General features: G+C 69.3%; 24 protein-coding genes and 4 pseudogenes. 13 read left to right on the forward strand and 15 right to left on the reverse strand.

Features of this window, described 5'->3' with window-relative positions; genetic code table 11:
• A pseudogene (locus tag DQ392_RS33620) lies at window positions 1-195 on the forward strand (IS110 family transposase); the annotation flags it as partial.
• A gap of 8 nt (window positions 196-203) precedes the next feature.
• Here the strand turns inward: DQ392_RS33620 and DQ392_RS35670 are convergent.
• From DQ392_RS35670 to DQ392_RS33640, 3 genes are all read right to left on the reverse strand, one after another.
• Window positions 204-1,751 (reverse strand): GFA family protein, encoded by a 1,548-nt coding sequence (locus tag DQ392_RS35670; RefSeq protein WP_245982313.1) that lies wholly within the window; start codon window positions 1,749-1,751, stop codon window positions 204-206.
• Window positions 1,752-1,911: 160 nt separating this feature from the next.
• Window positions 1,912-2,529: an NUDIX hydrolase gene (locus tag DQ392_RS33635; RefSeq protein ID WP_114019498.1), complete on the reverse strand. Its 618-nt coding sequence runs from the start codon at window positions 2,527-2,529 to the stop codon at window positions 1,912-1,914.
• 71 nt (window positions 2,530-2,600) lie between these two features.
• Window positions 2,601-4,580, reverse strand: a complete 1,980-nt coding sequence (locus DQ392_RS33640; protein ID WP_114019499.1) for an ATP-binding cassette domain-containing protein — start codon at window positions 4,578-4,580, stop codon at window positions 2,601-2,603.
• 553 nt (window positions 4,581-5,133) lie between these two features.
• Between DQ392_RS33640 and DQ392_RS33645 the strand changes: the two genes are divergently transcribed.
• Together DQ392_RS33645 and DQ392_RS35675 are read left to right on the forward strand one after the other, a co-directional pair.
• Entirely contained in the window at window positions 5,134-5,694 is a 561-nt protein-coding gene (locus tag DQ392_RS33645) for an NUDIX hydrolase (protein ID WP_114019500.1), read from the forward strand.
• A 40-nt stretch (window positions 5,695-5,734) separates the two neighbouring features.
• A pseudogene (locus tag DQ392_RS35675) lies at window positions 5,735-6,013 on the forward strand (YunG family protein); the annotation flags it as partial.
• A 218-nt stretch (window positions 6,014-6,231) separates the two neighbouring features.
• Here the strand turns inward: DQ392_RS35675 and DQ392_RS33655 are convergent.
• A complete protein-coding gene (locus tag DQ392_RS33655) occupies window positions 6,232-7,200 on the reverse strand; it encodes an NADPH:quinone oxidoreductase family protein (RefSeq protein WP_114019501.1) in 969 nt (322 codons plus the stop codon).
• A 149-nt stretch (window positions 7,201-7,349) separates the two neighbouring features.
• Here DQ392_RS33655 and DQ392_RS33660 point away from each other — a divergent pair, with 149 nt between their 5' ends.
• Window positions 7,350-7,751 (forward strand): winged helix-turn-helix transcriptional regulator, encoded by a 402-nt coding sequence (locus DQ392_RS33660; protein ID WP_114019502.1) that lies wholly within the window; start codon window positions 7,350-7,352, stop codon window positions 7,749-7,751.
• A 262-nt stretch (window positions 7,752-8,013) separates the two neighbouring features.
• On the opposite strand, the gene DQ392_RS33665 is transcribed toward DQ392_RS33660, so the two are convergent.
• Together DQ392_RS33665 and DQ392_RS34195 are read right to left on the reverse strand one after the other, a co-directional pair.
• A complete protein-coding gene (locus DQ392_RS33665) occupies window positions 8,014-8,517 on the reverse strand; it encodes a hypothetical protein (RefSeq protein WP_114019503.1) in 504 nt (167 codons plus the stop codon).
• A 281-nt stretch (window positions 8,518-8,798) separates the two neighbouring features.
• Window positions 8,799-9,062: a hypothetical protein gene (locus tag DQ392_RS34195; protein ID WP_147266623.1), complete on the reverse strand. Its 264-nt coding sequence runs from the start codon at window positions 9,060-9,062 to the stop codon at window positions 8,799-8,801.
• Between the two features lie 398 nt (window positions 9,063-9,460).
• Here DQ392_RS34195 and DQ392_RS33670 point away from each other — a divergent pair, with 398 nt between their 5' ends.
• The 3 genes from DQ392_RS33670 to DQ392_RS35915 all read left to right on the forward strand — a co-directional run bounded on the left by DQ392_RS33670 (window position 9,461) and on the right by DQ392_RS35915 (window position 11,321).
• Window positions 9,461-9,676 (forward strand): hypothetical protein, encoded by a 216-nt coding sequence (locus DQ392_RS33670; RefSeq protein WP_114019504.1) that lies wholly within the window; start codon window positions 9,461-9,463, stop codon window positions 9,674-9,676.
• Window positions 9,677-9,817: 141 nt separating this feature from the next.
• A complete protein-coding gene (locus tag DQ392_RS33675; protein WP_114019505.1) occupies window positions 9,818-10,444 on the forward strand; it encodes a hypothetical protein in 627 nt (208 codons plus the stop codon).
• A 556-nt stretch (window positions 10,445-11,000) separates the two neighbouring features.
• Window positions 11,001-11,321: a LysM peptidoglycan-binding domain-containing protein gene (locus tag DQ392_RS35915; protein WP_220182690.1), complete on the forward strand. Its 321-nt coding sequence runs from the start codon at window positions 11,001-11,003 to the stop codon at window positions 11,319-11,321.
• A gap of 188 nt (window positions 11,322-11,509) precedes the next feature.
• On the opposite strand, the gene DQ392_RS33695 is transcribed toward DQ392_RS35915, so the two are convergent.
• Entirely contained in the window at window positions 11,510-11,800 is a 291-nt protein-coding gene (locus tag DQ392_RS33695; protein ID WP_114019528.1) for a hypothetical protein, read from the reverse strand.
• A gap of 333 nt (window positions 11,801-12,133) precedes the next feature.
• Here DQ392_RS33695 and DQ392_RS35690 point away from each other — a divergent pair, with 333 nt between their 5' ends.
• Window positions 12,134-12,316: a cysteine hydrolase family protein gene (locus tag DQ392_RS35690; RefSeq protein WP_245982315.1), complete on the forward strand. Its 183-nt coding sequence runs from the start codon at window positions 12,134-12,136 to the stop codon at window positions 12,314-12,316.
• Window positions 12,317-12,639: 323 nt separating this feature from the next.
• Here the strand turns inward: DQ392_RS35690 and DQ392_RS33705 are convergent, their stop codons facing one another.
• The 6 genes from DQ392_RS33705 to DQ392_RS34715 all read right to left on the reverse strand — a co-directional run bounded on the left by DQ392_RS33705 (window position 12,640) and on the right by DQ392_RS34715 (window position 17,772).
• Window positions 12,640-13,743, reverse strand: coding sequence for a hypothetical protein (locus tag DQ392_RS33705; protein ID WP_114019507.1), 1,104 nt, complete (start codon window positions 13,741-13,743; stop codon window positions 12,640-12,642).
• 37 nt (window positions 13,744-13,780) lie between these two features.
• Entirely contained in the window at window positions 13,781-14,947 is a 1,167-nt protein-coding gene (locus tag DQ392_RS33710) for a DUF6571 family protein (protein ID WP_114019508.1), read from the reverse strand.
• Window positions 14,898-16,001, reverse strand: a complete 1,104-nt coding sequence (locus DQ392_RS33715) for a hypothetical protein (protein WP_114019509.1) — start codon at window positions 15,999-16,001, stop codon at window positions 14,898-14,900. Before DQ392_RS33715 ends, DQ392_RS33710 begins: the two co-directional genes overlap by 50 nt.
• A 172-nt stretch (window positions 16,002-16,173) precedes the next feature.
• Window positions 16,174-16,641 carry a hypothetical protein gene (locus DQ392_RS33720; protein WP_114019510.1) on the reverse strand — a complete coding sequence of 156 codons (468 nt, stop codon included), beginning with the start codon at window positions 16,639-16,641 and terminating at the stop codon, window positions 16,174-16,176.
• Window positions 16,642-17,017: 376 nt separating this feature from the next.
• Window positions 17,018-17,383: an LbetaH domain-containing protein gene (locus tag DQ392_RS33725; protein ID WP_147266624.1), complete on the reverse strand. Its 366-nt coding sequence runs from the start codon at window positions 17,381-17,383 to the stop codon at window positions 17,018-17,020.
• A 233-nt stretch (window positions 17,384-17,616) separates the two neighbouring features.
• Window positions 17,617-17,772, reverse strand: a complete 156-nt coding sequence (locus tag DQ392_RS34715) for a hypothetical protein (RefSeq protein WP_181856686.1) — start codon at window positions 17,770-17,772, stop codon at window positions 17,617-17,619.
• A gap of 243 nt (window positions 17,773-18,015) precedes the next feature.
• Here DQ392_RS34715 and DQ392_RS33735 point away from each other — a divergent pair, with 243 nt between their 5' ends.
• From DQ392_RS33735 to DQ392_RS35695, 4 genes and pseudogenes are all read left to right on the forward strand, one after another.
• Entirely contained in the window at window positions 18,016-18,348 is a 333-nt protein-coding gene (locus DQ392_RS33735) for a helix-turn-helix domain-containing protein (RefSeq protein ID WP_114019513.1), read from the forward strand.
• Between the two features lie 355 nt (window positions 18,349-18,703).
• Window positions 18,704-19,336 (forward strand): hypothetical protein, encoded by a 633-nt coding sequence (locus DQ392_RS33745; protein WP_114019515.1) that lies wholly within the window; start codon window positions 18,704-18,706, stop codon window positions 19,334-19,336.
• A 511-nt stretch (window positions 19,337-19,847) separates the two neighbouring features.
• Window positions 19,848-20,834: a GNAT family N-acetyltransferase gene (locus DQ392_RS33750; protein WP_114019516.1), complete on the forward strand. Its 987-nt coding sequence runs from the start codon at window positions 19,848-19,850 to the stop codon at window positions 20,832-20,834.
• A gap of 106 nt (window positions 20,835-20,940) precedes the next feature.
• Window positions 20,941-21,126, forward strand: a pseudogene (locus DQ392_RS35695) (hypothetical protein); the annotation flags it as partial.
• Here DQ392_RS35695 and DQ392_RS33760 read toward each other — a convergent pair.
• Window positions 21,110-21,984, reverse strand: a pseudogene (locus DQ392_RS33760) (IS5 family transposase). The pseudogenes DQ392_RS35695 and DQ392_RS33760 sit on opposite strands and share 17 nt — an antisense overlap.
• Before the next feature lie 189 nt (window positions 21,985-22,173).
• Here DQ392_RS33760 and DQ392_RS33765 point away from each other — a divergent pair.
• On the forward strand, window positions 22,174-22,461 hold the full coding sequence (locus DQ392_RS33765; RefSeq protein WP_114019517.1) for a hypothetical protein: 288 nt from the start codon (window positions 22,174-22,176) through the stop codon (window positions 22,459-22,461).
• Window positions 22,462-22,612: 151 nt separating this feature from the next.
• Here DQ392_RS33765 and DQ392_RS33770 read toward each other — a convergent pair whose 3' ends face one another.
• Window positions 22,613-22,951, reverse strand: a complete 339-nt coding sequence (locus tag DQ392_RS33770) for a hypothetical protein (protein WP_114019518.1) — start codon at window positions 22,949-22,951, stop codon at window positions 22,613-22,615.
• Window positions 22,952-22,989 lie beyond the last annotated feature (38 nt).

The following is a 22,989-nucleotide window of genomic DNA, read 5'->3' on the forward strand; positions in this document are numbered from 1 at the left end:
TTCTACCAGGCATCGTTCTGCTCGATCCAGCGTGACCCCACCTCGCGGACCTACTACGACCGGAAGCGGGCCGAAGGCAAACGGCACCACCAGGCTCTCATCGCTCTGGCTCGACGCAAGGTCAACGTCCTCTACGCCATGCTCCGCGACCGACAGCCCTTCCAGCACCGGCCACCCCTGCGTCTCATCGCTTGACAGAAGCATTAGGCAGCCACCTGACGGCTGTCGGGCACCTGAGGCAGCCAGCACACCGCGTCGCCGCGGAAGCTCTGGTTGACCGGCGCGAGGCCGGAGGCGTCATCCAGCGCAGAGAGGCTGACTCCGATGCTGGTGGCTCCGTCGTCCAGGGCGAACAACTGGCTCCCGCAGCGGGGGCAGAAGCCGCGCTTCGTCTCGCCCTCGAAGGTGTAGTACCACGCGAGCTCTCCTCTTTTTTCGGGGCAGACGAACCCCTCCAGTGGAAAGGACACCCAGGACATCATCGGGCCGCCGCCCAGTTTCTGACAGTGCGGGCAGCTGCAGGTGTGGGGGTAGTCGGGTTCACCGCTGACGGTGAACTGGATCTGGCGGCACAGGCACCCGCCGGAGCGGGTGGTCTCCTCACAGGGCGTGCTCATGTGCTCGTCTCCTGAGATGTGGTGTGGTCGGCAGGTGCGGACGGTCGAGGGAGGCACCAGGCCAGGACGTTTGTGCCGTGGCCGGCGCTTACGCGCTGCTCGCCGTCTCCGCCGAGGGTGAGGTGGTAGACCGGCGGCCTGCCAGCGTGCAGCGGTCTGGTGGATCTCGTCCCAGATGTCGCGCGGGCCACTGCTGGTGACGGACCAGGTGTCGACCCCGCCCGGGCGGGCCGTCATCCACGAGCCGCAGCCGGGCGCGCCGATCGCCAGCCCCTCGACGCCCCAGTGCCGCACCAGACCCGGGTGCAGTGCGTCCAGCGCGAGCCAGAACCCGCCCGCCTCCTGGGGTGGTGGAGCCTGGTCGGACCGGAAGGCGCAGGACGTCGAGAGGCCGTCGGCCCGCCCGGCTTCGAGACGTTCACGGAGAGCGGCGTGCAGGTGGATGCGCTTGATGCCGTAACCGGCGACGTGGGCGAACTCGACAGGGCGTAGCTGTGCCTCGATCCGCCCGCCCGGAGACCGGGGCCACGAGGGCGAGGCGGTGACCACGTGCACCAGCAGTTTGCCTCCGGGGGCGAGTTGCTCCACGCAGGCTTGCGGCACGTAGGGGAGGGCGAAGGTGAGCAGGATCCGGTCGTAGGGGGCACGCGCGGGCCAGCCGTGCTCGCCGCTGCCGCACACGACGTCCGGCCGGTACCCCAGAGCGCCCACACGTGTGCGGGCGGCCGTGCTCACATGCCGGTCCCGGTTGAGGGTGACTACCCCCGCGTCCCCGCAGACGTAGCAGGCCACCGCCGCAGTCACCCCCGCGCCGGTGCCCACATCCAGCACTCGGTGACCGGGCAGCAATTCCAGCTCCTCCAGCAGAGAAGAGGTCACACGCGTCGTCGTCGACATCGACGTGATCGACCCGCCGCGGCGGCTCCGGCGCTCCCGCCCGAGGAGGTACTCGCCCTCGTACTGGATCAGGACGCTGTCCCCGCTGTGCAGCACCGCGAGCAGTTCCTTGCGGTCCTGGGGCTCGGACCAGTCCAACAGGTCCCGCCGCACCGGCCTCTCACCCGGAGCACTGCGCTGCACGTACGCCTGCGGCATGAGCACCTCGCGATCCAGTGCGAGCAGAGCCTCGCGCACCGGGCCAGGCCGAGGCAGCCGTCTGCCTCCAGCCGGGCGACCATGGCCTTTCGGGCAGCCTCCGCCTCGCCCGCCGGGTCTGCCCCAGCCCTGTGGCCCGGCCGGACAGGAGTGTGGTCCGGGCGGCTTGACCGGACTGCGCCGCCGGCCATCTCGGCGGTCATGCCCAGCCCATTTCCGTGTACAGACGCCCGGAGCGGATGCCCTCGACGGCGGCCCGGGTATACGGGACGACGGGTGCGGGAAGCTCGTCGGGATCCCAGAAGCGCCAGCCGGTGCACTTGCCGGGCTCCCGCACGTGCGGTACCCCGGACGGGGTGAGAGCTACCTCGCTGTCGTCGACTCGGAAGAGGTAGCGCAGGTCGTAGTGCTGGTGGGCCGGCCCGCTCTTGACCGGGCTGGTGTCGATGTCATGCACGTCGATATCCACGGGTACGCCGTCGCAGCCCGGCCGAGGGGCCACGGCGCCCGGCGGGATGCCGGTCTCTTCGTCGAGTTCGCGCAGGGCTGCGGCGGCGAGCGTCTTGTCTTCGGGCTCGGTGTGGCCGCCGGGGGTGAGGACCTTCCCGCTGGCGCGGTGGCGGATGTGCAGCACTTGGCCGATCTCGTTGACCAGGATCACTCCGCATGTCACGTGGCCGGGGAGGGTCGCACGGCTGGTCGGGTCGGCGGGGCGGTCGAGCGCCGTGGGGAGCACGGCGAGCCCGGCACGCTCGTCCGGATGGTGCTCCAGGTACGCCTCGACGGTGGCGCGGATGGGGGAGCGGCTGGGCGGCATGTCATCACCTCGGAGGTTGCCAGGACAGGACGTTCGTCGCCGGAGAGGCGGGCGCGATCTTGGAGGGGTGGTCACCGAAGCTCCTCGTGTCCGTCGGTGACGCTGCGCCGAGGCGCAGGGAGGGCGATGCGGTACTGGGCGGCCTGCGCTTCGTACATGCCGTGGTAGAGGCCGCCTGCGGTCATGAGCTGCTCGTGGCTGCCGTGTTCGGCGATGCGCCCGTGGTCCAGGACGTAGATGTGGTCGGCGGAGGTGGTCGCGGCGAGCCGGTGAGTGATCAGTACGACGGCGGTGCCGTTGTCGGCTACGGATCGCAGCCGCTCGAAGGCGTCGATCTCGGCATGCGGGTCCAGCGCGCTGGTGGGCTCGTCGACCAGGAGGAACGGGGCGTCGCGGTAGCGGCTGCGTGCGTTGCCGAGCTTCTGCCACTGCCCGCCCGAGAGCTGTACGCCGCGTTCGTAGCCCTTGACGACGATGGAGTCCCAGCCGTGTTCCAGGCCCTCGATCAGGTCGCCCACGTCGGCGGCCCGCGCGGCGCCCTTGACCTTGGCCATATCACGGGGGCGGTCGCCGGCGCCGACGGCGACGTTCGCGGCGGCCGTCATCTGCCAGTGCGGGAAGTCTTGCGCCAGCAGTCCGATGGAGGCGAAGACCTGCGCGCGGTCGGCCGCACGCACCTCCACCCGCTCGCCGTCCGGCCCCACCCACCACACTTCTCCTTCGCCGGGCAGCAGCAGCCCGGCAAGGATTTTGGCCAGCGAGGTCTTGCCGGAGCCGTTCGCGCCGACCAGGGCCGTCACCTCGCCCCGGCGCACGGTGAGGTTCACACCGCACAGCGCGGGCGTCGTCGCTCCCGGGTAGGTGAAGGAGACGTTCTTGACCTGGATGGACCGCAAGTCAGTCGGCAGCGGCGCCCCCGTTATGGGGATGGCGTGCCTCGCGGCCAGTTCGGTGGCCCGCTCGGTGTCGCCGAGTTGCAGCATCTCCTCGTACATGCGGTTGACCTGCTGCACGAGGGAGGTGAGCCGGGCGGTGGAGTTGCGGAGGGCGACCACGGCGGTGCCGCCCACGGCCAGCGGCAGTCCGCCACTGGTCAGCAGCCACCACAGCATTCCGTAGCAGCCCAGGGACGCCAGGCCGGAGAACGCTCCGGCCACCAGGTCGGTGCGGGCCTGGGCGCGGGCCAGGCGCCGCTGTTCGGTCTCCATCAGCCCCGACATCTCGCCGTATCCACGCAGCAGCAGGGCGGAGGCGGCGTGGACGCGGAGTTCGCCGGCGGCGTGCGGCGTCGTCAGGTACTGCAACAGGGTGGCCACCGCCCGGCGGTGGTCGACCCAGTGCAGCCGAGAGACGTATTCGCGGCGGGCGGAGCGCACGGCGCCCCAGCCCTTGGGCAGAGCGATGACCAGCAGCATCGGCAGAAGAGCCCAGTGCAGCGAGGCGAGCACGACAGCGGCGGCCACCATGCTGATCACCACGTTCGCGACGCCCACGGACAGGCCGAGCATCCGCCGTGCGGAGTCGGTGCCGAACTTGCCGGCCTCCAGATGCCGCTGCACGTCCGGCTCTTCGGTCGCCTCGACCTCGACCCGGATGACGGCCTCGTAGTACCGGGCGGATACCGCCCGCTCCACCTGCGGTTCCAGGCGACCGGACATCGCCGTCGACCAGGCCGACAGGAGAGCCGTCGCCACGGACAGGAAGGCCAGTGCCAGCAGGGCGGGCAGCGACTGCCGCAGCTTGTCGGCGGTCGGCCCGTCGGCGAACAACTGGCTCAGCACGCCGTTGACAGCCACCAGGCCGAACCCCCCGGTCAAGCCTTGCCCGACCTGCGAGACCACCAGACCGGCCAGCGCCCGCCGGTCCGCACTCCATCCGGCCCGCAGGACCACGCCCACCATGCGCGGCAGCGCGACGGCCATCTGCCCGAACCGCATGCGCGCGAGCGCCCCTTCGTGCTCGACGTAGGACTGGTTCCAGCGCAGCCGCCCGCCGAACAGCTCACGTTCCACCGCCGAGATCCCCTGCGCACCGTCCTGGTGCCCCTTCATGCCGATGCCCTCCTCACCCGGGCACTCCGCACCGGTGAGGAGACGTGGGCCCTGCCACGCCGGTCGCTGCCGGCCTCGCCCCGACGCGGGGAGGGGCTGCCGGTGACGGCGTCAACACAAGGCCGCCGGCGCGAAGCGCACAGTCCGGCCAAGCGCCGATGTTCGATTCGGGTCGGGGTGCGCGCTGAAACTGGCCGGTTTGCCACGGTGTCCTCCAGATGGATGCACGAGGGGCACTGGTGCTCCAACAACGGGGCCGAAACGGATGCCGTTACGGGTAGGCGGTGGACGCATGTTCTAAAAGGCGGTGCCGCGCCCGGCATGACGGGCTCGTCGAATCCCGGGGTCATTCGAACGGAGGGCGGTCACCTCTGCGGGGGATTGCCCAGCCCGCTTGCCGGGGTGGAGCGTGAGCCTGCCGGCCTCGCTTGCAGGCTCGGACGCCTCGTACCTCGCACACGTCTTGTGGAGCTACCTGTGTCGCTTCTCTTCGCTCGCTTCGGAGCACTCGGTCCAGCCGTGCCGTGCTCTCGCCCTGGTACGGGGGTGGCCCGTGGCGATCAGTAACGCGGAGATCTCCAACGCGGTCGCGGAGTACCTGGCGCGCTACCCGGGAGAAGCCGCACCGCTGGCTGAACCGGTGCAACGTCTGCGGCAGGGCGGCGACTTCACTTCGCGGCATACGTTCCCGATGCATGTGACGGTCGGTGCGCTGCTGGTTCGCAGCGAGACGGAGGTCTTGCTGATCGAGCACCGGGCGTATGGGCTGCTGTTGCAGCCCGGCGGCCACGTGGAGCCGACGGACACCACGCTGGTCGAAGCAGCCGTGCGCGAGCTCTCCGAAGAGACCGGCCTCGATGCCGCGGCAGTGTTTCCGGCAGACCCGGCCCCCGCCTACGTCGAGTACGGGCGCGTCCCGGCGCGCCCGGAAAAGGGGGAGCCGGACCACTACCACCTCGACATCGGATTCGCCTTCACAACGGACCGCGCCGACGTGGGCCAGATCCAGGAAGCAGAGGTGACCGGCGCCGCCTGGTATCCGCTCACGGACGCCGAACGGCTGGTCGGCCACCGCATCGCCCGGGCAGTCAGCAGGCCCGCCCACGCGGGCTGACCCCGCAGCGCCGTACGGTTCGGGCCGACTGCTGCACCGGATCGCGCCGCGCACCCCCTCGCGGTTCGGCGGGCGCAGCCCGGCGTCTCCCCATCGCAGCTGGGGGGCTGACACGACCTCCCCGGGGTTCCGGCCGTACTGGTCTTCGGAGAATCCTGCGCGGGATCAGTGCGGTGTGACCGCGATGGTGCTCGACGACCTGCTCGGTGGCGAGCTGATCCGAGGCGAGGTACTCGTGAAGGGGGAGCGCACGGACTACCACTGGTGGAACCGCTTGGGGATGGGCATTGAGGTCGGTCTCACCCGTGAGCAGTTCGGGCTGGTGGTGGTCTCGTGGTCCCGGCTGGCCGGGGGGTCCGCCTGTTGGGCATGCCATGCCGCTGGTTTGCATTCCGGTTTGATGACTATCCCGTTGCGGGGGTTGGACCCGGTCGGGTGGTCGTGGCTACGCGTACCGGTGACCGCAGCCGTCTGGTCATCGAGTTCTGTGAGCGTGCCGAAGCGCTGCTCACTGCTGGGCTGGGGGATGGGGGCGGCTTATCGCACGTCCAGTAGTACCTTCCCTTGTGCCCGGCGTTGGTCGAGTTCGAGTAGTGCCTGTGCTGCCTGTTCGAGTGGGAAGCGTCGTCCGAGTACGGGCGTGAGTTTTCCGGCTTGCAGGAGCGGCAGGAGGTCGGTCCACTGTTGCTGGAGAAAGGAGGGCTGCTCTTGCCAGAATGCGCCCCATCCGATTCCTGAGAGGTCGAGGTTTTTGCGCATGAGGCTGTCGGTGGTGACCTGGGGTGAGTGACCGCCGGCGGCGCCCACGACGAGGTAGCGGCCTTCGCGGGCAAGGCTGTTGAGGGAGCCGGTGAGCCGGTCTCCGCCGACCGGGTCCACCACGAGGTCGACGCCACGTTCGCCGGTCAGCTTCCGCACGGCTTGGTCGAAGTCGTCGGCCAGTACCACTTCGTCGCTGCCGGCGGCTTTGGCCGTGTCGATCTTGTCGGGTCCGGAGACGACCGCGATGGCCCTGGCGCCGAGCGCGGTGGCCAGCTGCACCGCCGCGGTGCCGATGCCGCCCGCGGCCCCGTGGACCAGGACGGTGTCGCCCGGCTGGAGATGTGCCCGGCGCACGAGTGCGAAGTGCATGGTCAGGTAGTTCATGGGTAGCGCCGCGCCTGTGTCGAGGGACACGTTGTCGGGGAGTGGGAAGACCGCCGTCGGCGGCACAGCGACCGTCTCGGCGTATCCACCGGTCCCGGGGAAGGCCGCGACCCGCTGCCCGGCGGTCAGGCCGGTGTTCGACGGCGCGGATCGTACGGTTCCGGCGACCTCGGCGCCCGGGACAAAGGGCAGTGTGCGCCGTAGGTGGTACTCTCCGCGGCTCTGGGCGACCTCCGGGTAGGTCACGCCGGCGACACGGACATCGATGACGACCGAGTCTGGTTCGGCTGTCGGTTCGTCGAGCTCGACGACTTCTACCGCGGCGGGGCCGGCGTGGCGGGTGATGTGGACGGCACGCATGACTGCTCCTGGAACGGGACGGCAGGACGGAGGAGGCACGGTTCCTTCTGGTGCCTCGGTACTCTTTGAGAACCATCAGCATCGTGGCTCGCCTGCCGCGTTCTGATCAATAAGGCACTTTCCGGTGCCCCGGTTGTCTGGAGGTAACGATGGGGACTACCAGCGGCCGCCCGCAGCACAACGCGGGCCGGGCTCGCGTCGTGCTGGGCATGGTCGGGGACAAGTGGTCTCTGCTGGTCGTCTGCCATCTTGACCAGGGGCCCCGCCGCTTCACAGAACTCAAGCGTGCCGTCGACGGGATTAGCCAGCGCATGCTCACCGTCACGCTGCGGGGCCTGGAACGGGACGGCCTCGTGACCCGTACCGTTCACCACGTCATGCCGCCGAACGTCACCTACCGTCTCACCCCGATGGGCAGGACCCTCTACGAAGCCACCACCCCCCTCCTGCGGTGGACCGTCGAGCACCTGCCACACATCGATGCCGCCCGCGCCGCCTACGACGCCCGCGGTGACACCTCGCCGACCGGGTCCGTTCCGTCTGAGCACTGACAGGGTGTTTTGAAGCGGGCGATCACGAGGCCGGACGGAGCAGGGGTAGTGCCCGACGCCCGGGGGGCTGCACTCGCCGTTGCCGGGGCCGGCGCTGTCGAGGGCATGGCCAGAGGGCCGGCGGTCGACGTCAGATCCCGGCTTCAGCAGGTGCAGGTTCGTGCACCGCGGTCGAGGCGAGCGGGATGGGCGTGCGCATCTCGGGCTGGCCTTGCGGGAACAACCACCTCCCCCGGCCCCGGGAAACCCACGAACATTCCCTTCATCGACTGGCACTATGACCAACGGTGCCGCACGAGGTCGTGCATGCGCCAGTGGCCGTCGGCCTTGCTCGGCAGGTGCGCCTGGCGCGCGTCGTCGTCGCCGGGTCGAACGCGGGGCGGGGCACCGCACCCCGCGCCGCTCCGGGTGCCAGCCCGGTGTCGACCTCGACCACCGCCCGGTGCCAGGCCAGGGCCTCCTGCGCGGCCGCTTCGGGAATGCCCTCCAGCAGCGCGAAGTCGGGCAGCTCGTCCTGCTCCACCACGTGCCCGGACGCATCCAGGACCGCGAAGCCCGGCGCCGCGGCCAGTACCGACAGCAGCACCGCCACCCCGCTCCCGCCGTCGGCCGCATCCGCGGCCAGATGCACCAGCGGCCCCTCCAGGGCCGCGACCGCATACACGCTCCCGTGCCAGCGCACCCGGTCGCCGGGCACCAGCACCCCGCGCGGCGCGCACCGCTGCACGTGCGGCACCCGCCGCTCCAGCGTCGCCGCCGCGCTCACGCCTCCTCCACCGCGAGCGGACTGCCCACCGCTCAGGGGCGGCCTGAGAGGCCATCGGCCCCACCAGGGACGCGGGGCTCAGCGGCTCAGCCCAGTCCGTCCCCAGACGGCGGTGCCACAGCATGTGGTAGAGCCGCGGCAGCGCCAGCTCCCGCGGCACCCCGCACGTCTCGATGCCCCCCGCAGCGGCACCGGTTGTGCGAACGCCGCCGCCAGCGCCGCCTCCACGCCCACATCGCCGAAGCGCGGATGCCGCCGGTGCGACACCCACCGCAGATTCCTCAGCGCCACCGCCCCCGGCAGCCGCGGCGCAGCCAGCTGCCACCCGGCCACCGCGCCGACCTCCCGTGCCACCTCCAGCTGCCGTTCGAACCGGCCACCCGGCCCGGTGGGGCCGGCGGGCACAGCACCACGACCGTCGCCCCCGATGCGGTGCGCACGAAGAAGTCCGGCACCAGAGACCGCTCCCGGCCCCGCTCGCGCCACACCAACTGCGCCGACCAGGCCCGCAGATCATCGACCTGCGGATGGAAGTCCAGCAGCATCGCCGCTGATAAAAGCCCCAGGGACCGGCAGCCCACGAGCCGCCGGTTCGTCGCCGTCCACCACCAGGTGGCGATCGAGCGCTGGGAGGGATGTCGCGCCGGCTGCCACACCGCATCCCGCTCCGCCAGAGGCACCCCGCGCAGATGCTCGGCGGGCAGTGTACGCCGCGCCCCGCCCCGTCCCGGTGCAGGACCTGCAGCTCCCGTGCCATACACGCCCCTCGCTCTCGCCAACCCCGGATGAAGAACGACGGCACACCTAGCACACCCTGCCCGCTGCGCCCACGCGGACCGGCTGAAACCGGACACGCTCACAGCCGCGGAATGATGCCAACGCCAGTGCACAGAAGGGGAGGTCACACCCCGATACGTGACACGCGATTCGCGATAAATGAAACATGGAGGAGACGGAGGAACTGCGCCGCCTGTCGGCAGGGGTCTTCGGCAACCGCTACCGGGCCGAACTCATCGCTGCACTCGCCGCCGGCAGCGACGGATTCTGCCTGGGCGACCTGGCCCTCACCCGCCATGTCTCGCCGAGCGTCTACCACCCGCCGGTACGCACCCTGGTCACCCTCGGTCTCGTTGAACGCCTCGACCCCGCCCCGGGGTAGCGCCGCCGCTTCTACCGCCGGTGCGGCAGCGACCAGGCCTGGGCCTCCCTGGCCGCCACCGTGGACCGCCTCAAGGAACACCCCACGCCCCGAGCCGCCTGACCCCACCCCGCACCCCAGAGAACCGCAGGAGAGACGACCATGGCGACAGCAACAGCCGTCGACTCACACGCCCGCCTCGAACGCGCCCTGGCCCTCCTGGTCGGCGGCAACACCCCCAGCGCCGAACTCTCCCTCAAAAGCCACCGCAAGACCCTGGTCTTCTACCGCCGGGACGCTGCCGAATGTGCGCGCCGGCGCCACCACGACGCGGCCCCCCTCGCCATCGGCCACCTCGCCACCCTGCTCGAACTGCCCACCGAACTCGACGTGCCCCTGGCCGCCCTGCCCAAGCCCCTGCGCGAGCGGACCCACGCCCTGCCCCGCGCCGCCGCCACCCTCACCGGCTCCCGTATCCGCCGCCACGCGGTCCGTCCGCTCGCCGTCGACCTGGCCCTCCTGCGCACCAGCGCCCACCACTGGAAGAAGGCGCTGATCCACGCCTGCGACATCGCTCCCTTCGCCCGGTGTGCCCTTCTGCTCAACGCCCCCACCCCCGCCGACGAGCGGGACGACCTGTACATGCGGGCCGCCTACTACGGCATCGGCGTCCTCGAACCCGCCTCCGACGGCCTGGTCTGGGCCGTGCCCCCCGAGTCCCACCCCGACTTCCGGCACACGCCCGTCGACTGGCAATTCACTGAGCAACTCCACGCCCGGCTCCCCTGACCCGCCCAGGTGCCCGCTCCGGCACCGGCATACGTGCCCACACCGGCAGCTCCGGGCCGACCGCGAAGCCCTGCTCGTGCCTGACCCGCTGGGACCACTGCGGGTAACGCTCCAGCGCCGACCGGCAGATGCCCTGCCACCATCGCCCTCGCTCCGCGGCATCCAGCGCGTGCGACTGCCGCGCCCACCCCGTCAGCACGCACGCGTTGTGCCCGGCCGCTGGCATGCACCTGCTGCGCCATGTCGAGAAAACGGTCCAGCGCCTCGCCCCGGCAGCACTCGCATGCGCACTCAGGGGCCTGACCGTTGAAACGGGTCGCCAGCGTGAGCCCAGATAGAAGTTCATCAGCGGCGCGCACAACACCGACGGGCTGCCCGGCCCGCCGCCCGGCCTGCTCTGCGTCTCCGGGGGCAGCACCTGCCGCATGCTGGAATCCACCCCGAACGCGCTGAAACCCGCCCCCAGGCCCAGGGCGCCGAACGCCCCCAGGCCCGTGCGCAGCACCCCCGCCCCCGGAACCTGCTGCAGCAGCCGAGCCAGCCCCGCCGCCGCTGCTTGCGGCTCCGGGCTGCCCCCCACCAGGACCGCCACCGGCCCGGGAACGTTCCGCACCAGCACGTCCCCGAGAACGACCACGGCGACCACGGCGACCCCGACGACATCGACATGGCCCGCGTCATGGCCGACGCCCGCAGCACCGCCGACGAGACCCCCGACGACGAGGGCAGCGACGACGGGGCGGCCGGCACGTACACCGTGAAGAAGGGCGACACGCTCTCGTCCATCGCCCGCGCGCACGACATCACCTGGCGGTACCTGGCCGGCGCCAACGGACTCCGGGCCCGACCTCACGCGGCTCACGCCTGGCGAGCGTGATCATCTCTCGCTCGCCGGGCTGGATGAGAAGCAACGTGCGGAGCTCAACACATTGGTCGAAAGCCGGCGCGCTCTCCAAGATCGTCGCTACACAGTCACGTCGAGGTCATGAGCTCCGACATCTTCCCGACGTAGTGCAGGTGGACAGCCGTCCCTGGCTCCGGACACGAGCACGGTCGGATAGGGGGCTACGCGTTGGCCGCACCATTAACCGGGTCGATCGATGTCCACCAGTCCATCACCCGGCTGGCCATTGCTTCTGGCCGCAAGCCCAGAGGGTCGAGACTGAAATGATCTTCCAGCTCGTGCCGCAGGAATTCACCGATCTCGTTCCGGCTGGCGCCGGAACGGAGCTGCTGGAGGAGAGGGGTGAGCATGCAGTCGTACTCGTCCTTCACATCGTCAGCGACACCCACCGGATCCCACTCGTTGAGTAGATGCCGCAGGTCGTCCTCGGTAGAGGTGTTCCAGGGACTCATCATCCCAGACTGTCACCCCGGCACGACCGTCAACACCCACCTGCTGATCCAACGAAACTGCCTAGGTGACCACGTAGCCGTGCGCCGATGCCACCGTCGCGGTGGACCTTACCCAGCCACCGCAGCCGACCGTCAGCGTCGGCCGACAGATACAGCCCAGTGAGCACTTCGTCCAGCACCGTGAGACTCTTTTCCCACTGGCGCGGCCCCAGGCCGTAGGGGAGGGGCCAGTTACCCCGCGCCAATGGGACGAGCGCCGTCCACGCATCACGCGGCACCCGCACGTCGACCACCGGTCTGCTGGCGCAGCGCGGTATCGACACCGTTCTCGTCATGGGCACATACACGAACGTCTGCTGCGAGTCATCAGCCCGCGACGCGGCCACCCTGGGCCTGCGCGTGCTGTTGACCACCGCCGTGAACGCGGCCCAGTGCGATGAGAACCACAACGCCGCGCTGCACCCGATCTATCCGTCATGCGGCGACATGCGACCACGCAAGCAGCGCTGGACTTGATCGGGTGTGCCCGGGCTGAAGACCTGCGGCCTTTGGGCGGGCAAGTATCTGGGCGTCGTCAACGCCCTCAGCATGCCTGCTCCGCCGTTCCCGCAGAGCGAGGACGACGGTAGCCGAAGACCCGTCTACCGAAGGTTTGCCGACGTCCCAGCATGAGGCAATCCAGGCGATGCCAGCGTCGACTCACCTCTTGGCTGGCGCAGTTGCTCGACTACCCAGGTGTACTGCGTGGTCCGAATCTCCGAGCCAGGGGGCCTGCGTCCCGTTCGGCGGGGGTCCATCCGCATAGCGGGACTGAAGCGGCTGCCGTGCGGGCGGTCGGCTCAGTGAGGGAGTTGGAGGTCGGTGCAACCGCGTGCGTCTGCGGTGGTCTTGGCGTAGGCGGCTAGTGCATTACGCACGAAAGCGGGTGAGGGGTTTGCGACCGTGGGTTTGTTGGTGCGGTCGTTGAGTACAGACCAGGCGGTGAAGAGGGCTCGTTGAGGACTGCCGGGGCAGTCGGCGGTGGCCCATGCGTAGGAGTGCTCTTCCTTGTCGAAGCCGAACTCGCCGTGGATAGGGGAGGAGCCGGCGGCTTGCTGGTAGCTCTTCGCGTACGGCCCGAAGGTGGCCGACAGCCGATACCCGGGCTTTCCTTCGGAGGTGGAGAGGAAGCAGTCGAGGAGAGGGGCGTCGTTGTCGGCAGGAGTTTCCTGGGCGCGGGTGATCCCCCTGTGCTGTTCCTTGCGGGAGAGGTCTCGAACGGCTGAGCAGCTTCCGCGGGCTTCGGTGAGGGGGACGGACTTGTCGAGGGGGGCCTGGGCTACCTTCTCGGGGCGGTGTTGCTGCGGGGTGGGGCAGCCGTACTTGTCGGCGGCCTTGGCCGCGGTCCCGGTGGTGAAACGGGCGAGGCTGGTGCGGACGTGGCTGTCGTTGTGCTGCGCGTCGCGGCCAAGGTCGGCGGTGACCAGCAGCGACGACTTCCCTTCCGCCTTCTTGCCGTCCGGGCAGGCGAGAGCCACGGTGGCGTGGAAGTCGCCTCCGACGGCGGAGACGGTTCCGGGCCAGCCCTTGCCGATGGGGGCCGCCGTGCCTGTTTCCTGCCAGGTGTCGGCGTGGCCTTGGGGGAGGGCTTCCTTGTGGGCGTCTTCGGACCAGCGCACGTCGACGCGCAGTGCGGGCTGCGTCTGATCGGAGCCTCGCACGAGGCAGTGCGTCAAGCCGTCTCTTGTCTCGGAGTCCTGCTGGACATCCTCGGCGAATACGCGTTCGCCACCGAGAGTGTCGCGGATGTCGTCGTCGCCGACGAGGACGCCGTCGCAGGCGTCCCTCATCGACAGACGGTCCCGCCAGTCGGTGAAGGTGCCGGTCGCCCAGCCGCCGCCCACCGCGAGGATGACGACTGCGAGGGTTATGGCGAGCAGCAGGTTCCTGCGTCGGTGGTTCAACTCTCAGGTCTTTCTTCGAGGGGAAAGAGGGGAGGGGTCAGTAGTCGGGGCGGAGCCGCCGCAGAGCGCCGTCGCGGCCTTCCTCGTGTTTGGTCTGGCCTGTTCCGATGAGGTCCTTGGTGAAGGTGCTGTCCTGGTCATGGCCGTTGCTCTGGGCCCACATCGCGACCATGTTGTCGACTTCTCTCTGGCCGGCGGTGAACTGCTCCGCGTTCTCCTTTGTCGCCTCCAGGGTGGCCTCGGCCAGGCGGTCTTTGGTCACTTCGTAGGAGAAGACCCCGACCAGGCGGTTCGCGGCGTCCGCGGCAGGGGTGTAGGCGCCGGTGAACTGGAGGGCGTAGCCGGGGACGGTGGTGGCCGCGGTGTTGAAGTCGTTGGCCCACGTCTGCTTCTTGAAGCGCTCATCGAAGATGATGTCCGCGCGGACGCCGTCGTAGGCGCCCAGCGCTGCCGCGGTGTCCTTGATGGCTACCCGGGTCGCGGCCCCGGCGTTGTCCGGTAGTGCGGAGAGCTGGTCTTGTCCGTACTGCTGCTGGGCCTGGTAGAGCAGCCCGAGAGCCTTGGGGTCGTCGCCGATGCCGCGCAGTACCGGCACGAGGTCGTCCTTGAAGACGGACATCCTGGTGAGCCCTTCGTCGTCTTGCCAGGCTCCTTCCTGGGTGTTGTAGAGGTTGTTGTTCTTCCCCAGGATCTCGTGCAGGTCCGGCACGTAGTCGCGCAGGGCGCGGGCCATCGGCTCGCGCAGGTTCTCGGGCATCTGCTCCGCTTGCTGCGCACCATTGAGCTCGTCGATCGTGTGGTACATCACACGCGCCTGAGCGGGGTTGTGGGTGCCCAGCTCGTAGTGCGCGCCCGGCTCCTGGCCTGTCGAGGCGGCCTCGATGACAAGGCCGAGACCGGTGCGGGAGTCCTTGTCCTCCGTGCCGACCACCACGGAAGCCTTTCCGTGAAACTCGTTCTTGTCGACCAGCTCCCAGTCCCGATCCTTGACCAGGTAGTGCAGCATGTCGTTCTTCTTGTCGGCACCCGGGTCGAGGAACTCCGTTGCGGTATCGGGCTGTTGGCTCATGATCCCCAGGACGCTGTCCATCGGGTCGTTGGCGAACCAGCCCCGGTTCTTTCCGGAGAAACCACCGTGCAGGTCCCACACGTCCTCATCGCCGCCCTTGCCGGGGTCCTCGGCCTCCCGCAGGTCGTTTCCCAAGGTCTTTGAGCATCTCGCAGGAGTAGCTGTCGGGGTTTCCCTGCTCCATCAAAGTGAGCAGGGTCTGGTAGCCACGGGGTTTGTTGGGCTCCTCGCCGACGACGCGCTGCAAGGCATCATCGAACCTTTTCAGACCCGTCTTTCGCATATCGGCGTGCCACTTCTTGTAGAACTCCGACTTGGTGTCCTTCGTGGCCGTACCGAGCGTGTTGGCGAGTCCCTTTTCGAACGCGACGTAGTGCTCCTTGTCGCCGGTGTCCGTCTCCCGGGCCGCCATGTGGACACTGTTGATCAGTTCGACCGTGCCGTCGGTCCCCAGACGGTCGAGGAGCATGCGGCTGTAGGTGACGTCGTGTGAGTTGTCCCGCACGAGCCGCCGGAGCTCGGCAGCCTGCTCGGGCTCCAGCTTGCCGTTCTTCTCCAGTTGGCGGCTGAGATACTCGGTTCGCACGGCCTCGACCTTCTCAGGGTTGCCTTCGGCATTGCTGTTGAACCCCTGGGCGTCCCCCCGGCCGTCGAGGTCCTTGACGTTGGTCTCGAGTGCCAGTTTGATCCCGGCGTCCGCGTCCTCGACCTTCTGGACGAGTTTCTTGATATCAGCGGTGTACCCGTCCTCCTTATGCTGGATGGCAGTCTGGGCACCCGGATCGTTTTTGAGAGCTCTGGCTTCCTCGCCTGACAGGGCGTCGGTGTCATAGGTGACTTCACCGGTGTGCCCGTTGACCTTGTACCCGGCCTTCTTGACCTCTGCGACGAGGTCGTCAATGGCGTCCCTGAATCCTTTGAACTCCCGATGGGCCTTCTCCAGGTTCTTCGCGATAGCGTGCGCTTCCTTCTTCGCGGCCTCGAACTCGTGCCTGATCACACCGGACGCGGTCATGGCCGCGAGGAAACCCTCGCCCTGCCAGTCCCCATCACCGACCCGCTTTTTGACCTCGGTGTTGTAGTCCGTGCGAAGCGTCCCGAACCTGTCTCCCATCTTCCGCCACTCTTCGGCGGCGTCGGTCAGCGCGGACAACCTCGTGGTCATCACATCGTGGTAGGTGAGCGGCATACAGGTCCCCCCGGACGGTACTACTGGTCAAAAAAGGGTGAATCTCGCAGCGTCTCGCGCGGTCACGAGCCGGGCGGCAGCCCCGTGGGGCCCATGTCGATACCGTCCAGCGCGGAAGACGAGCGGTAGATCATCGGCCTCTCCGGGTCGGGAATCGGCCCGTCGGGCTGCTTCACCTCGTCCGGGACAGCCGAGCGGACCAAGCGCTCCATATCAAGGCCCCACCCTGATACGTCCTCTTGGCCCCGCGAAGCGCCGACCGGTAGTGCCCCAGCCGCTCAAGCAGCCCCTTGACCTGCTGCTCCCAGGCGCGCTGCACCGTGATCATGCCGGTCTTGGTCTCCCAGTCCCGGAACTCCCCGCCCCCCGAGACCCCGCCGGCCATCGGAGGATGCCAGGGCGCTCCCCACACGGCGGAGGAGCCGGTGATGGTGCCGGTGCTTCCTTCCGCCATGTTGCCCGCGGTCTTGACCGCGCTCATCAGCGTGTCCTCGATGTACTGGGCCGCCGACTCCTTGGCCGCGGGAGACGCGGCGAGCACTCCCTTGCCCTTCCCGCCACCTGCACCCGCCAGGTGCATCTCCGGGGAGCTGCTTCCCGCCGCGGCTTTGTGCTGGGCCCATTCGGCCTCGAAGGACATTGCATACCTGCCTTACTGCCTACTGCCTGCCGTGCACCCCCGCGGAAGTGACGTACCCACTGGAGAAGGCCAGCGTGACCCGTCGGTAACCCTCTGTCAACCGCGCCCCCTGACACCCCTACCGGCGCACACGTCTCCGGTTGTGGACAGCCGATGACAATACACAGCAGAATTGCAGGGGCTTCTCCACGTCAGCTGAATACGGGAGTCAGTAGGACGATGAGAGATAGTAAGGCGAGACCGCCGGTGGCTAGGCCGATGGCGCGCTGAAGACGGATGAGCCGCTGGCGCAGGCCCATGGTGCCGAAAGTGAGGGCGAGGCTGCCGCTTAACAGCGGGGCGCCGATGCCGACGTAGTTGCCGCAGGAGGGCGTGATCAGGGCGACGATACCGAAAGCGAGGGGGAGTTGATGAGACTGCTCCCCGGGGCGCGTGCGGCCGGGAGCAGCGCAGAGACTGTGGCGCCGAGGTGGCCGCGCGGGTAGAGGACGGTGCCGGGGCCGATCAGCGTGCCCGGTGCCAGGACCGTACGGGCCGGCAGCGCCACCCCGTCCCCGATCACGGCGCCGAACTTCGTCTGTACGGTGATGATGCGGCGGCCGTCGAGCATGACCGTGATCGAGTCGACCGCCGGTTCCTTCACCGGCCCGCCGTCGCGGCGCAGGCCGGTGGTCGCGCAGAACGCGTCCACGTTGACACCGCGGCCGAGCAGCGAGTCGCCGACGAAGCTGGCGTGTTTCATCAGGCAGCCGCCCGCGAGCACACTGCGCGTGATCTCCGCTCCGAACCCACCGAGCAGCCGGGGCCGATGGCCGTGTGGTGGTCCCGTATCAGCGCCCCGGCGGAGATCACCGCACCGGAGCAGACGAGCACGGGCCCGACGACGCGCGCGCCGGCCTCGATCCGGGCGCCTTTTTGCACGATGACCCGGCCACGCGCGTCGGCCCCGGCCTCGATGACACCCCCGCCGCCGGATCACAGTCCGACGTGCTCGGGAGCGTCGAACACCAGAGCAGCCGCAGTTTTGATGTCGAAGACGCAGGCGCCGCCGCGGAGCAGACTCTCGACCGGGCCGTCGAGCCCGCCCGCGTGCACGTAGTACGCCGGGGCGAGGCGGTCATCGACGGGCACAGCAGCGGCCGGGGCACCTTGGCGAGGATGGAGTGGGACACGGGAAGCCTCCCTGGAATCTCGGAGTGCAGCGACGCGGGATGCGTCCGCTGCACATCCAGAGCACCGCGCCCACGGGAGCACCGGTAGCTCACCCGCCAAGGCCTGCAAGGACTGCGCATCTCGTGCAAAAGCGCACCCCGCGGGTGCCGCCGCTCCTTCGATGAAGCCTCCGGTGCCGCCCGCCCCTGGGGGTTTCTGCTGATGCGATCGGTCACCAACGCCCACCTCGCTCCCACACCTGCCGAGCACGTGAAGCCGGGTGAACTGGTGCGCCGGATACGGCAGAAACAGGGCTTCTCCCTGGAGAAGCTGGGGCAGCAGACGGGCTTCTCCGCCGCGCAGGTCTCCCGCCTCGAACGCGGCAAATCACCGATGACCGTCGAGGCACTGCGCACCTTCGCCCGCGCTCTCGACACCCCACCCAAGGCGCTCGGGCTCCTCCTCGAACCCGACCCATCTGATCGACACGGCGGGCCGTCCGGCCCCTACCCCCGCGTTACCGCCCTACCCTGGCGGGAAGGGAGGACGACGTGAGACGACGGCAGTTCCTGGCAGCCACAGCCGCCGCAGCCGTCGGCGCACCGCTGACGGCAGCCCCGCACAAGCGACGGAGGCCCAGCTGAGCGAACTCCTCGTGGCCGCCTGCGGGACGTCATGCTCGGACTCGGCACCCTCGCGGGCGACCAAGAGCCGCAGCAGCTGCTCGCCGCCCTCGCCGCTGCCCACCGCGACTTCTCCAGCGGCAGCTACGCAGCTCTCGCCCAGAGACCGCCGCGCCTCATCAACACTACAACACACGACATCCAGCACCAGCCACTCCCTGCTGGGCCGCAGCTACCTTCTCGCCACTCGCATCCTGATCAAACTGGACGAACAGCAACTGGGATGGATGGCTGCCGACCGGGTCCGCCAGTTCGCCGAGGCCGCAGGAGAACCCGTCGTCATCGCCGAATCGGCGCGCCAGCTCGCGGTCCTCGCCCGCCAGGCAGGCTGGCACGACCAAGCGCTCACCCTCGCCCTCAACGCCGCGCAAGCCCCGGAACTACGCGAGGCCGGCACGCCCGGTACTGCGCTGCGGGGTCTGCTGGTCCAGTCCGCCGCCTACACCGCCGCCTGGCAGGGCGACGCCACCGGCTTGCGCGAGCTGACGGCGAAGGCCGCCGCCATCGCATCGGGTCTGGGCGGTACACACGCGGAAGACCACGGCGGATTCAACACCGCCACCGTGCAGCTTCACCTCGTCTCCGCCGAGAACAGCGCAGGTGACCCGGCCCGCGCGTTGGCCACGGCGCACGCCATCGACCCCGCAGCCCTGCCCAGCGCGGAGCGACGCGCCCGCCTCTACACCGACATGGCCCACGCCCACCACAAGTGGGGGCACCGAGACGCATGCATCACCAGCCTCCTGGTCGCCGATCGCTGCGCCCCGCAAGAGACACACGCACGGCCAGCCGTCCGAGCGCTCGTCTCCGGCCCTCCGGCCGCACCACGCCCGACCTCCGCGGCCTCGCTACCCGCATAGGAGCCCTCTGCCCTGAACAGAGTTCCTGACTCAGAAGACTAGGGCGTGTATCGAAAGGGGACGTTACGCCGGTGGAGGAAGCTGGCGAGCAACGCCAGTTGGTCCACCGCCTCGGCGGTCTTGCCGAAGGGGTTGGTGCTGCGGGTGGCGATGCGCTCGCGGCCGGCTACTGGCAGGCGTCTATGCCATCCTGGAACTGCGAACCACCTCGATCGGGTACTCCACGGCCCCACCTCTCTCCTCCCGCCCCGTCCGCTCGTGCGCGATGTGCACGTGTCTGGAGCGGACCGAGACCCCCGCTTCCGGAGTCGGCCGATCGGTGTGCCTGGCGGCGAAGTTAATTCATTGTGCTGTGCATGCACCCCTGGCAAGGTCGCTCGGGGGCGGCGTGACGTGCACCGGTCGTCATACACGATCAGCCGCCTGTGGCGGCCCGGTGGTGGCTTCCTCCTCTCCGGTCGTTCCGCCAGTGTGTCGTCGGCCGGTGCTCTCGCACTCGAAAGGTGCCTGAATGAACTTGCTGAGCGGTGCCGCTCCTCGTCTCTCCGCCGTGCCGGGGCCGGGCACGGAGCTTGATCAAGTCCTGGCTCTCACCTCGATGGAGCCCGTGTTGCGGTTGCCTGCCGACGTGTTCCGGGAGGAGGCCGCCCAGCGGATGTACCGCCCGGAGTGGACCTGGGCCGCCTGGGGGCCGGACGGTCGGGTACTGGCCCGGGCCCTGTGGTGGGGGCAGAGCGACAGCGCGCACCCGATCGCGCTCGACTGTCTCGCCGTCGCAGACGAGGTGCCCGCCACCGAGCGGGTCGCTCTTGCCGCCGCGCTCCTCGACGCGGGGCACCAGTCGTTCCGTGAAGCGGGGGCCGAAGCCCCGCCGCTGTACAACCTCATGAAGCTGCCCGGCTCGTGGCGGGACGACCCTGAGCACGTCGCCGCCGTGGCCTGGCGCCAGGAGGCCACCCGTCGCGCGGGCCTGACTGTCGAGGTTGAGCGGCTGCAGTTCGAGTGGACGCCCGAGGTACCGTTGCCCGCCGAGCCCGAGCGGCTGGTCTTCTCCCCGGAACCGGACGACGAGGTGTTCCTGCAGGCGTTGCTGCGGGTCGCCGAGGGTACGCTCGACGCCCACACCGTGGAGAGCGAGGCGGCCAACGGGCCGGAGGCCACGGCCCGCGCAAGCCTGCAGTTCTACCTCGACCGCCCCGGCAAGCGGGACTGGTGGCGCCTCGCGCACACTCGCGACGGCGCCCTGGTCGGCCTTGCGATACCGTCGGCCACGCCGTACAGCCGCAACGTCGGCTATCTCGGCGTCGTCCCCCAACTACGTGGCCGCGGCTACGTGTCAGAGATCCTGGCCGCCATTACCCGCTTCCAGGCCGAAGACGGTGCGGACCGTATCACTGCCACAACCGACCTCGGCAACCGTCCGATGGCGGCGGCCTTCACCCGCGCCGGGTACCGCACCACGGAAGTCCGCCTCATCTTCTCCGAACCGCTGGACTAGGGTCTCGGATCTCCTGACTCGGGCGGGGCGTCGGGTCCAGCGTGGATGTATGAGCCGTGGAGATCTGATGAACGGGGAGTGGGACCGACTGGAGTCGTTCCTGCTGCGAGGTGAACTTGGGCGGCCTTCCGGCTTCACCCACGAGGTGGTGTTCCGGCGGGGCCCCGACTGCCGGGAGCACAACATCGTGCGCGAAGACGACTTCGTCTGCGTCTTTTGCGGCAGCGATTCGCCGGAGACGTGGAACGTAGATCCCGCCGTAGCGCCGCCGGGGGTCACAGCCACTCGTTGATGGCAGCGACGAGGACAGTCGCTTCGTATCGGACTGCGAGCTTGTCGTAACGGCTTGCGACGGCGCGCTGCCTCTTGAGTCGGTTGATCCCGCACTCGACCGCGTGACGTTCGCGGTAGTCGACCGGTTCGAAGCGCGGCGGCCGGCCGCCGCGAGAGCCGAGCTTCTGGCGGTTGCGGGCCTGGTCGGCCTTGTCCGGGATGGTGCGGCGGATTCCACGGCGGCGCAGGTAGGCGCGGTTTTTGCGGGAGGCGTACGCCGTCTCGGCCCGCACGCGATCGGGGTGGACGCGTGGTCGGCCCGGCCCGAGGCGGGGCACGCGGACCTGCTCCAGCATGGGTTCGAACTGCGGCGAGTCCCCGCGCTGTCCTGCCGTGATCACGATCGGCATGGGCTTCTGGCGCTGCTCAACCGCGAGGTGCAGCTTGGTGGTGGACCCGCCGCGCGAGCGTCCCAGCCCATGATCAGGGAGCTCGGTGAAGATGCCACCCGGCGGTTCTTTCTGCCGATCACCCTGCTTGCGGGCCCGGCCGTGTGCTGGTGGGTACGGCAGACCGTGGAGTCAACATTCAGGTTCCACATGATCGCCCCCTTCGCCTCCGCCAGGGCCTGGAGTCGGCTGAGGATCCGGTGTCAGGTACCGTTCCGCTGCCATCGGGGGAACAGGTCGTAGACCCGTCCCCACGGCCCGTACTCGACGGGGACGTCCCGCCACGGCACACCGGTCCGGACCCGGAACCGTATGCCGTCGATCAACTGCCGCCGAGGCCGGACAGGCGGCCGACCCGCCTTCGTGCCCTTCGGCAGCAGCGGCTCCAGCACCGCCCACTGCTCGTCCGTGAGATCTCCCCGACCCATGAACCGTGATCATTCACAGCACAAGATTCACTTTCGACACACGGGCTAACGGCCCAGCGCACGCCCCGTGAACGCAGCCCCCGGCTCTGGCTGAAACCCGCGCAGGGCACGCTGCGGTGTGCCGGGTCATCGAGAGACCTCGACAACGCCCGCCTGACCACGACCACGACCAGGAAGGTGTGCTCCCTCATGACCGACCCCGGATCTCCCGATCGTGACTTCTCCGCCCTCGGGCAGGAAGCAGACCCCCGCGCGCGGGCCCGCTTGGCCATCCAGCAGGTCATCTCCTGGTACGGCCGGGAGCTGATGCAGCAACGACGCTCCGAAACTCCCGATCCCGACCGGACCGCGGCACTGCAGAAGGGCCTGGAGCGCGCGCAGGAAGATCAGCGGGGGCTCCCGCAAGCTGAGGCGGACGAGGTGCAGCGTCTCACCGACACCTACGTCGCCCTCTACCGGCAGTTGACCGAGTCGTAGACATCCCGCGGGGGCTGCCAGGCGGCAAGAACGTCACAACGTGGTGGGGCAGCGCCGGAGGGGGCTCCTCCAGCGATCCCTGCCGCGTGGTGGCGGGCCGGTATTGCGAAAAGCCGCCGCGCAGTGACCGTCTGGCGCCCACTGCGGTGTTTCATCTGTCGCGGGTCTGCCGTGGTTCTGCGGCCGAGCGGCTCCGGTTGCGCCGCCGTCGGATGTGTAGGGCGCCGACGAGTGCGCTGGTGCCGGCGCCCCAGGCCAGGAGCTGCCCGGTCGAGTTCCAGCGGGCCTTCCGAGCGTACTCGCACACGGGTGTGATGGAGGAGCGCCCGGCGGCGTTCTTGAGCGTGCGGGGGGAGAGGAGGGATCCGCATTTCTCCCGCACCGTCGCGGTCGGGTCGGTGGGATCCTCTCTCGCCTCGAACGGCAGCAGCACCAGGGCGATCGAGGCGAGGAGCAGCAGCGCCGGAATGGAGAAAAGCACGGAGTTCACCGTCAGCCTCTTCCACCGCTGCGATATCGGTCTTGCTC

This window comes from Streptomyces reniochalinae, assembly GCF_003323735.1.
GTDB lineage: Bacteria > Actinomycetota > Actinomycetes > Streptomycetales > Streptomycetaceae > Streptomyces > Streptomyces reniochalinae.

Excerpts from the sequence above, each read along its gene's own strand:
- DQ392_RS33720 (WP_114019510.1), bottom strand. The coding sequence starts at position 16,641 with ATGTCCTTCGAGGCCGAATGGGCCCAGCACAAAGCCGCGGCGGGAAGC.
- DQ392_RS33640 (WP_114019499.1), bottom strand. The coding sequence starts at position 4,580 with ATGAAGGGGCACCAGGACGGTGCGCAGGGGATCTCGGCGGTGGAACGT.
- DQ392_RS33750 (WP_114019516.1), top strand. The coding sequence starts at position 19,848 with ATGAACTTGCTGAGCGGTGCCGCTCCTCGTCTCTCCGCCGTGCCGGGG.
- DQ392_RS35690 (WP_245982315.1), top strand. The coding sequence starts at position 12,134 with ATGGGCACATACACGAACGTCTGCTGCGAGTCATCAGCCCGCGACGCG.
- DQ392_RS33735 (WP_114019513.1), top strand. The coding sequence starts at position 18,016 with ATGCGATCGGTCACCAACGCCCACCTCGCTCCCACACCTGCCGAGCAC.
- DQ392_RS33715 (WP_114019509.1), bottom strand. The coding sequence starts at position 16,001 with ATGCCGCTCACCTACCACGATGTGATGACCACGAGGTTGTCCGCGCTG.
- DQ392_RS33660 (WP_114019502.1), top strand. The coding sequence starts at position 7,350 with ATGGGGACTACCAGCGGCCGCCCGCAGCACAACGCGGGCCGGGCTCGC.
- DQ392_RS33695 (WP_114019528.1), bottom strand. The coding sequence starts at position 11,800 with ATGAGTCCCTGGAACACCTCTACCGAGGACGACCTGCGGCATCTACTC.
- DQ392_RS34195 (WP_147266623.1), bottom strand. The coding sequence starts at position 9,062 with ATGCTGCTGGACTTCCATCCGCAGGTCGATGATCTGCGGGCCTGGTCG.
- DQ392_RS33655 (WP_114019501.1), bottom strand. The coding sequence starts at position 7,200 with ATGCGTGCCGTCCACATCACCCGCCACGCCGGCCCCGCCGCGGTAGAA.
- DQ392_RS33725 (WP_147266624.1), bottom strand. The coding sequence starts at position 17,383 with ATGAAACACGCCAGCTTCGTCGGCGACTCGCTGCTCGGCCGCGGTGTC.
- DQ392_RS33635 (WP_114019498.1), bottom strand. The coding sequence starts at position 2,529 with ATGCCGCCCAGCCGCTCCCCCATCCGCGCCACCGTCGAGGCGTACCTG.
- DQ392_RS33745 (WP_114019515.1), top strand. The coding sequence starts at position 18,704 with ATGGCTGCCGACCGGGTCCGCCAGTTCGCCGAGGCCGCAGGAGAACCC.
- DQ392_RS33675 (WP_114019505.1), top strand. The coding sequence starts at position 9,818 with ATGGCGACAGCAACAGCCGTCGACTCACACGCCCGCCTCGAACGCGCC.
- DQ392_RS33765 (WP_114019517.1), top strand. The coding sequence starts at position 22,174 with ATGACCGACCCCGGATCTCCCGATCGTGACTTCTCCGCCCTCGGGCAG.
- DQ392_RS33670 (WP_114019504.1), top strand. The coding sequence starts at position 9,461 with ATGGAGGAGACGGAGGAACTGCGCCGCCTGTCGGCAGGGGTCTTCGGC.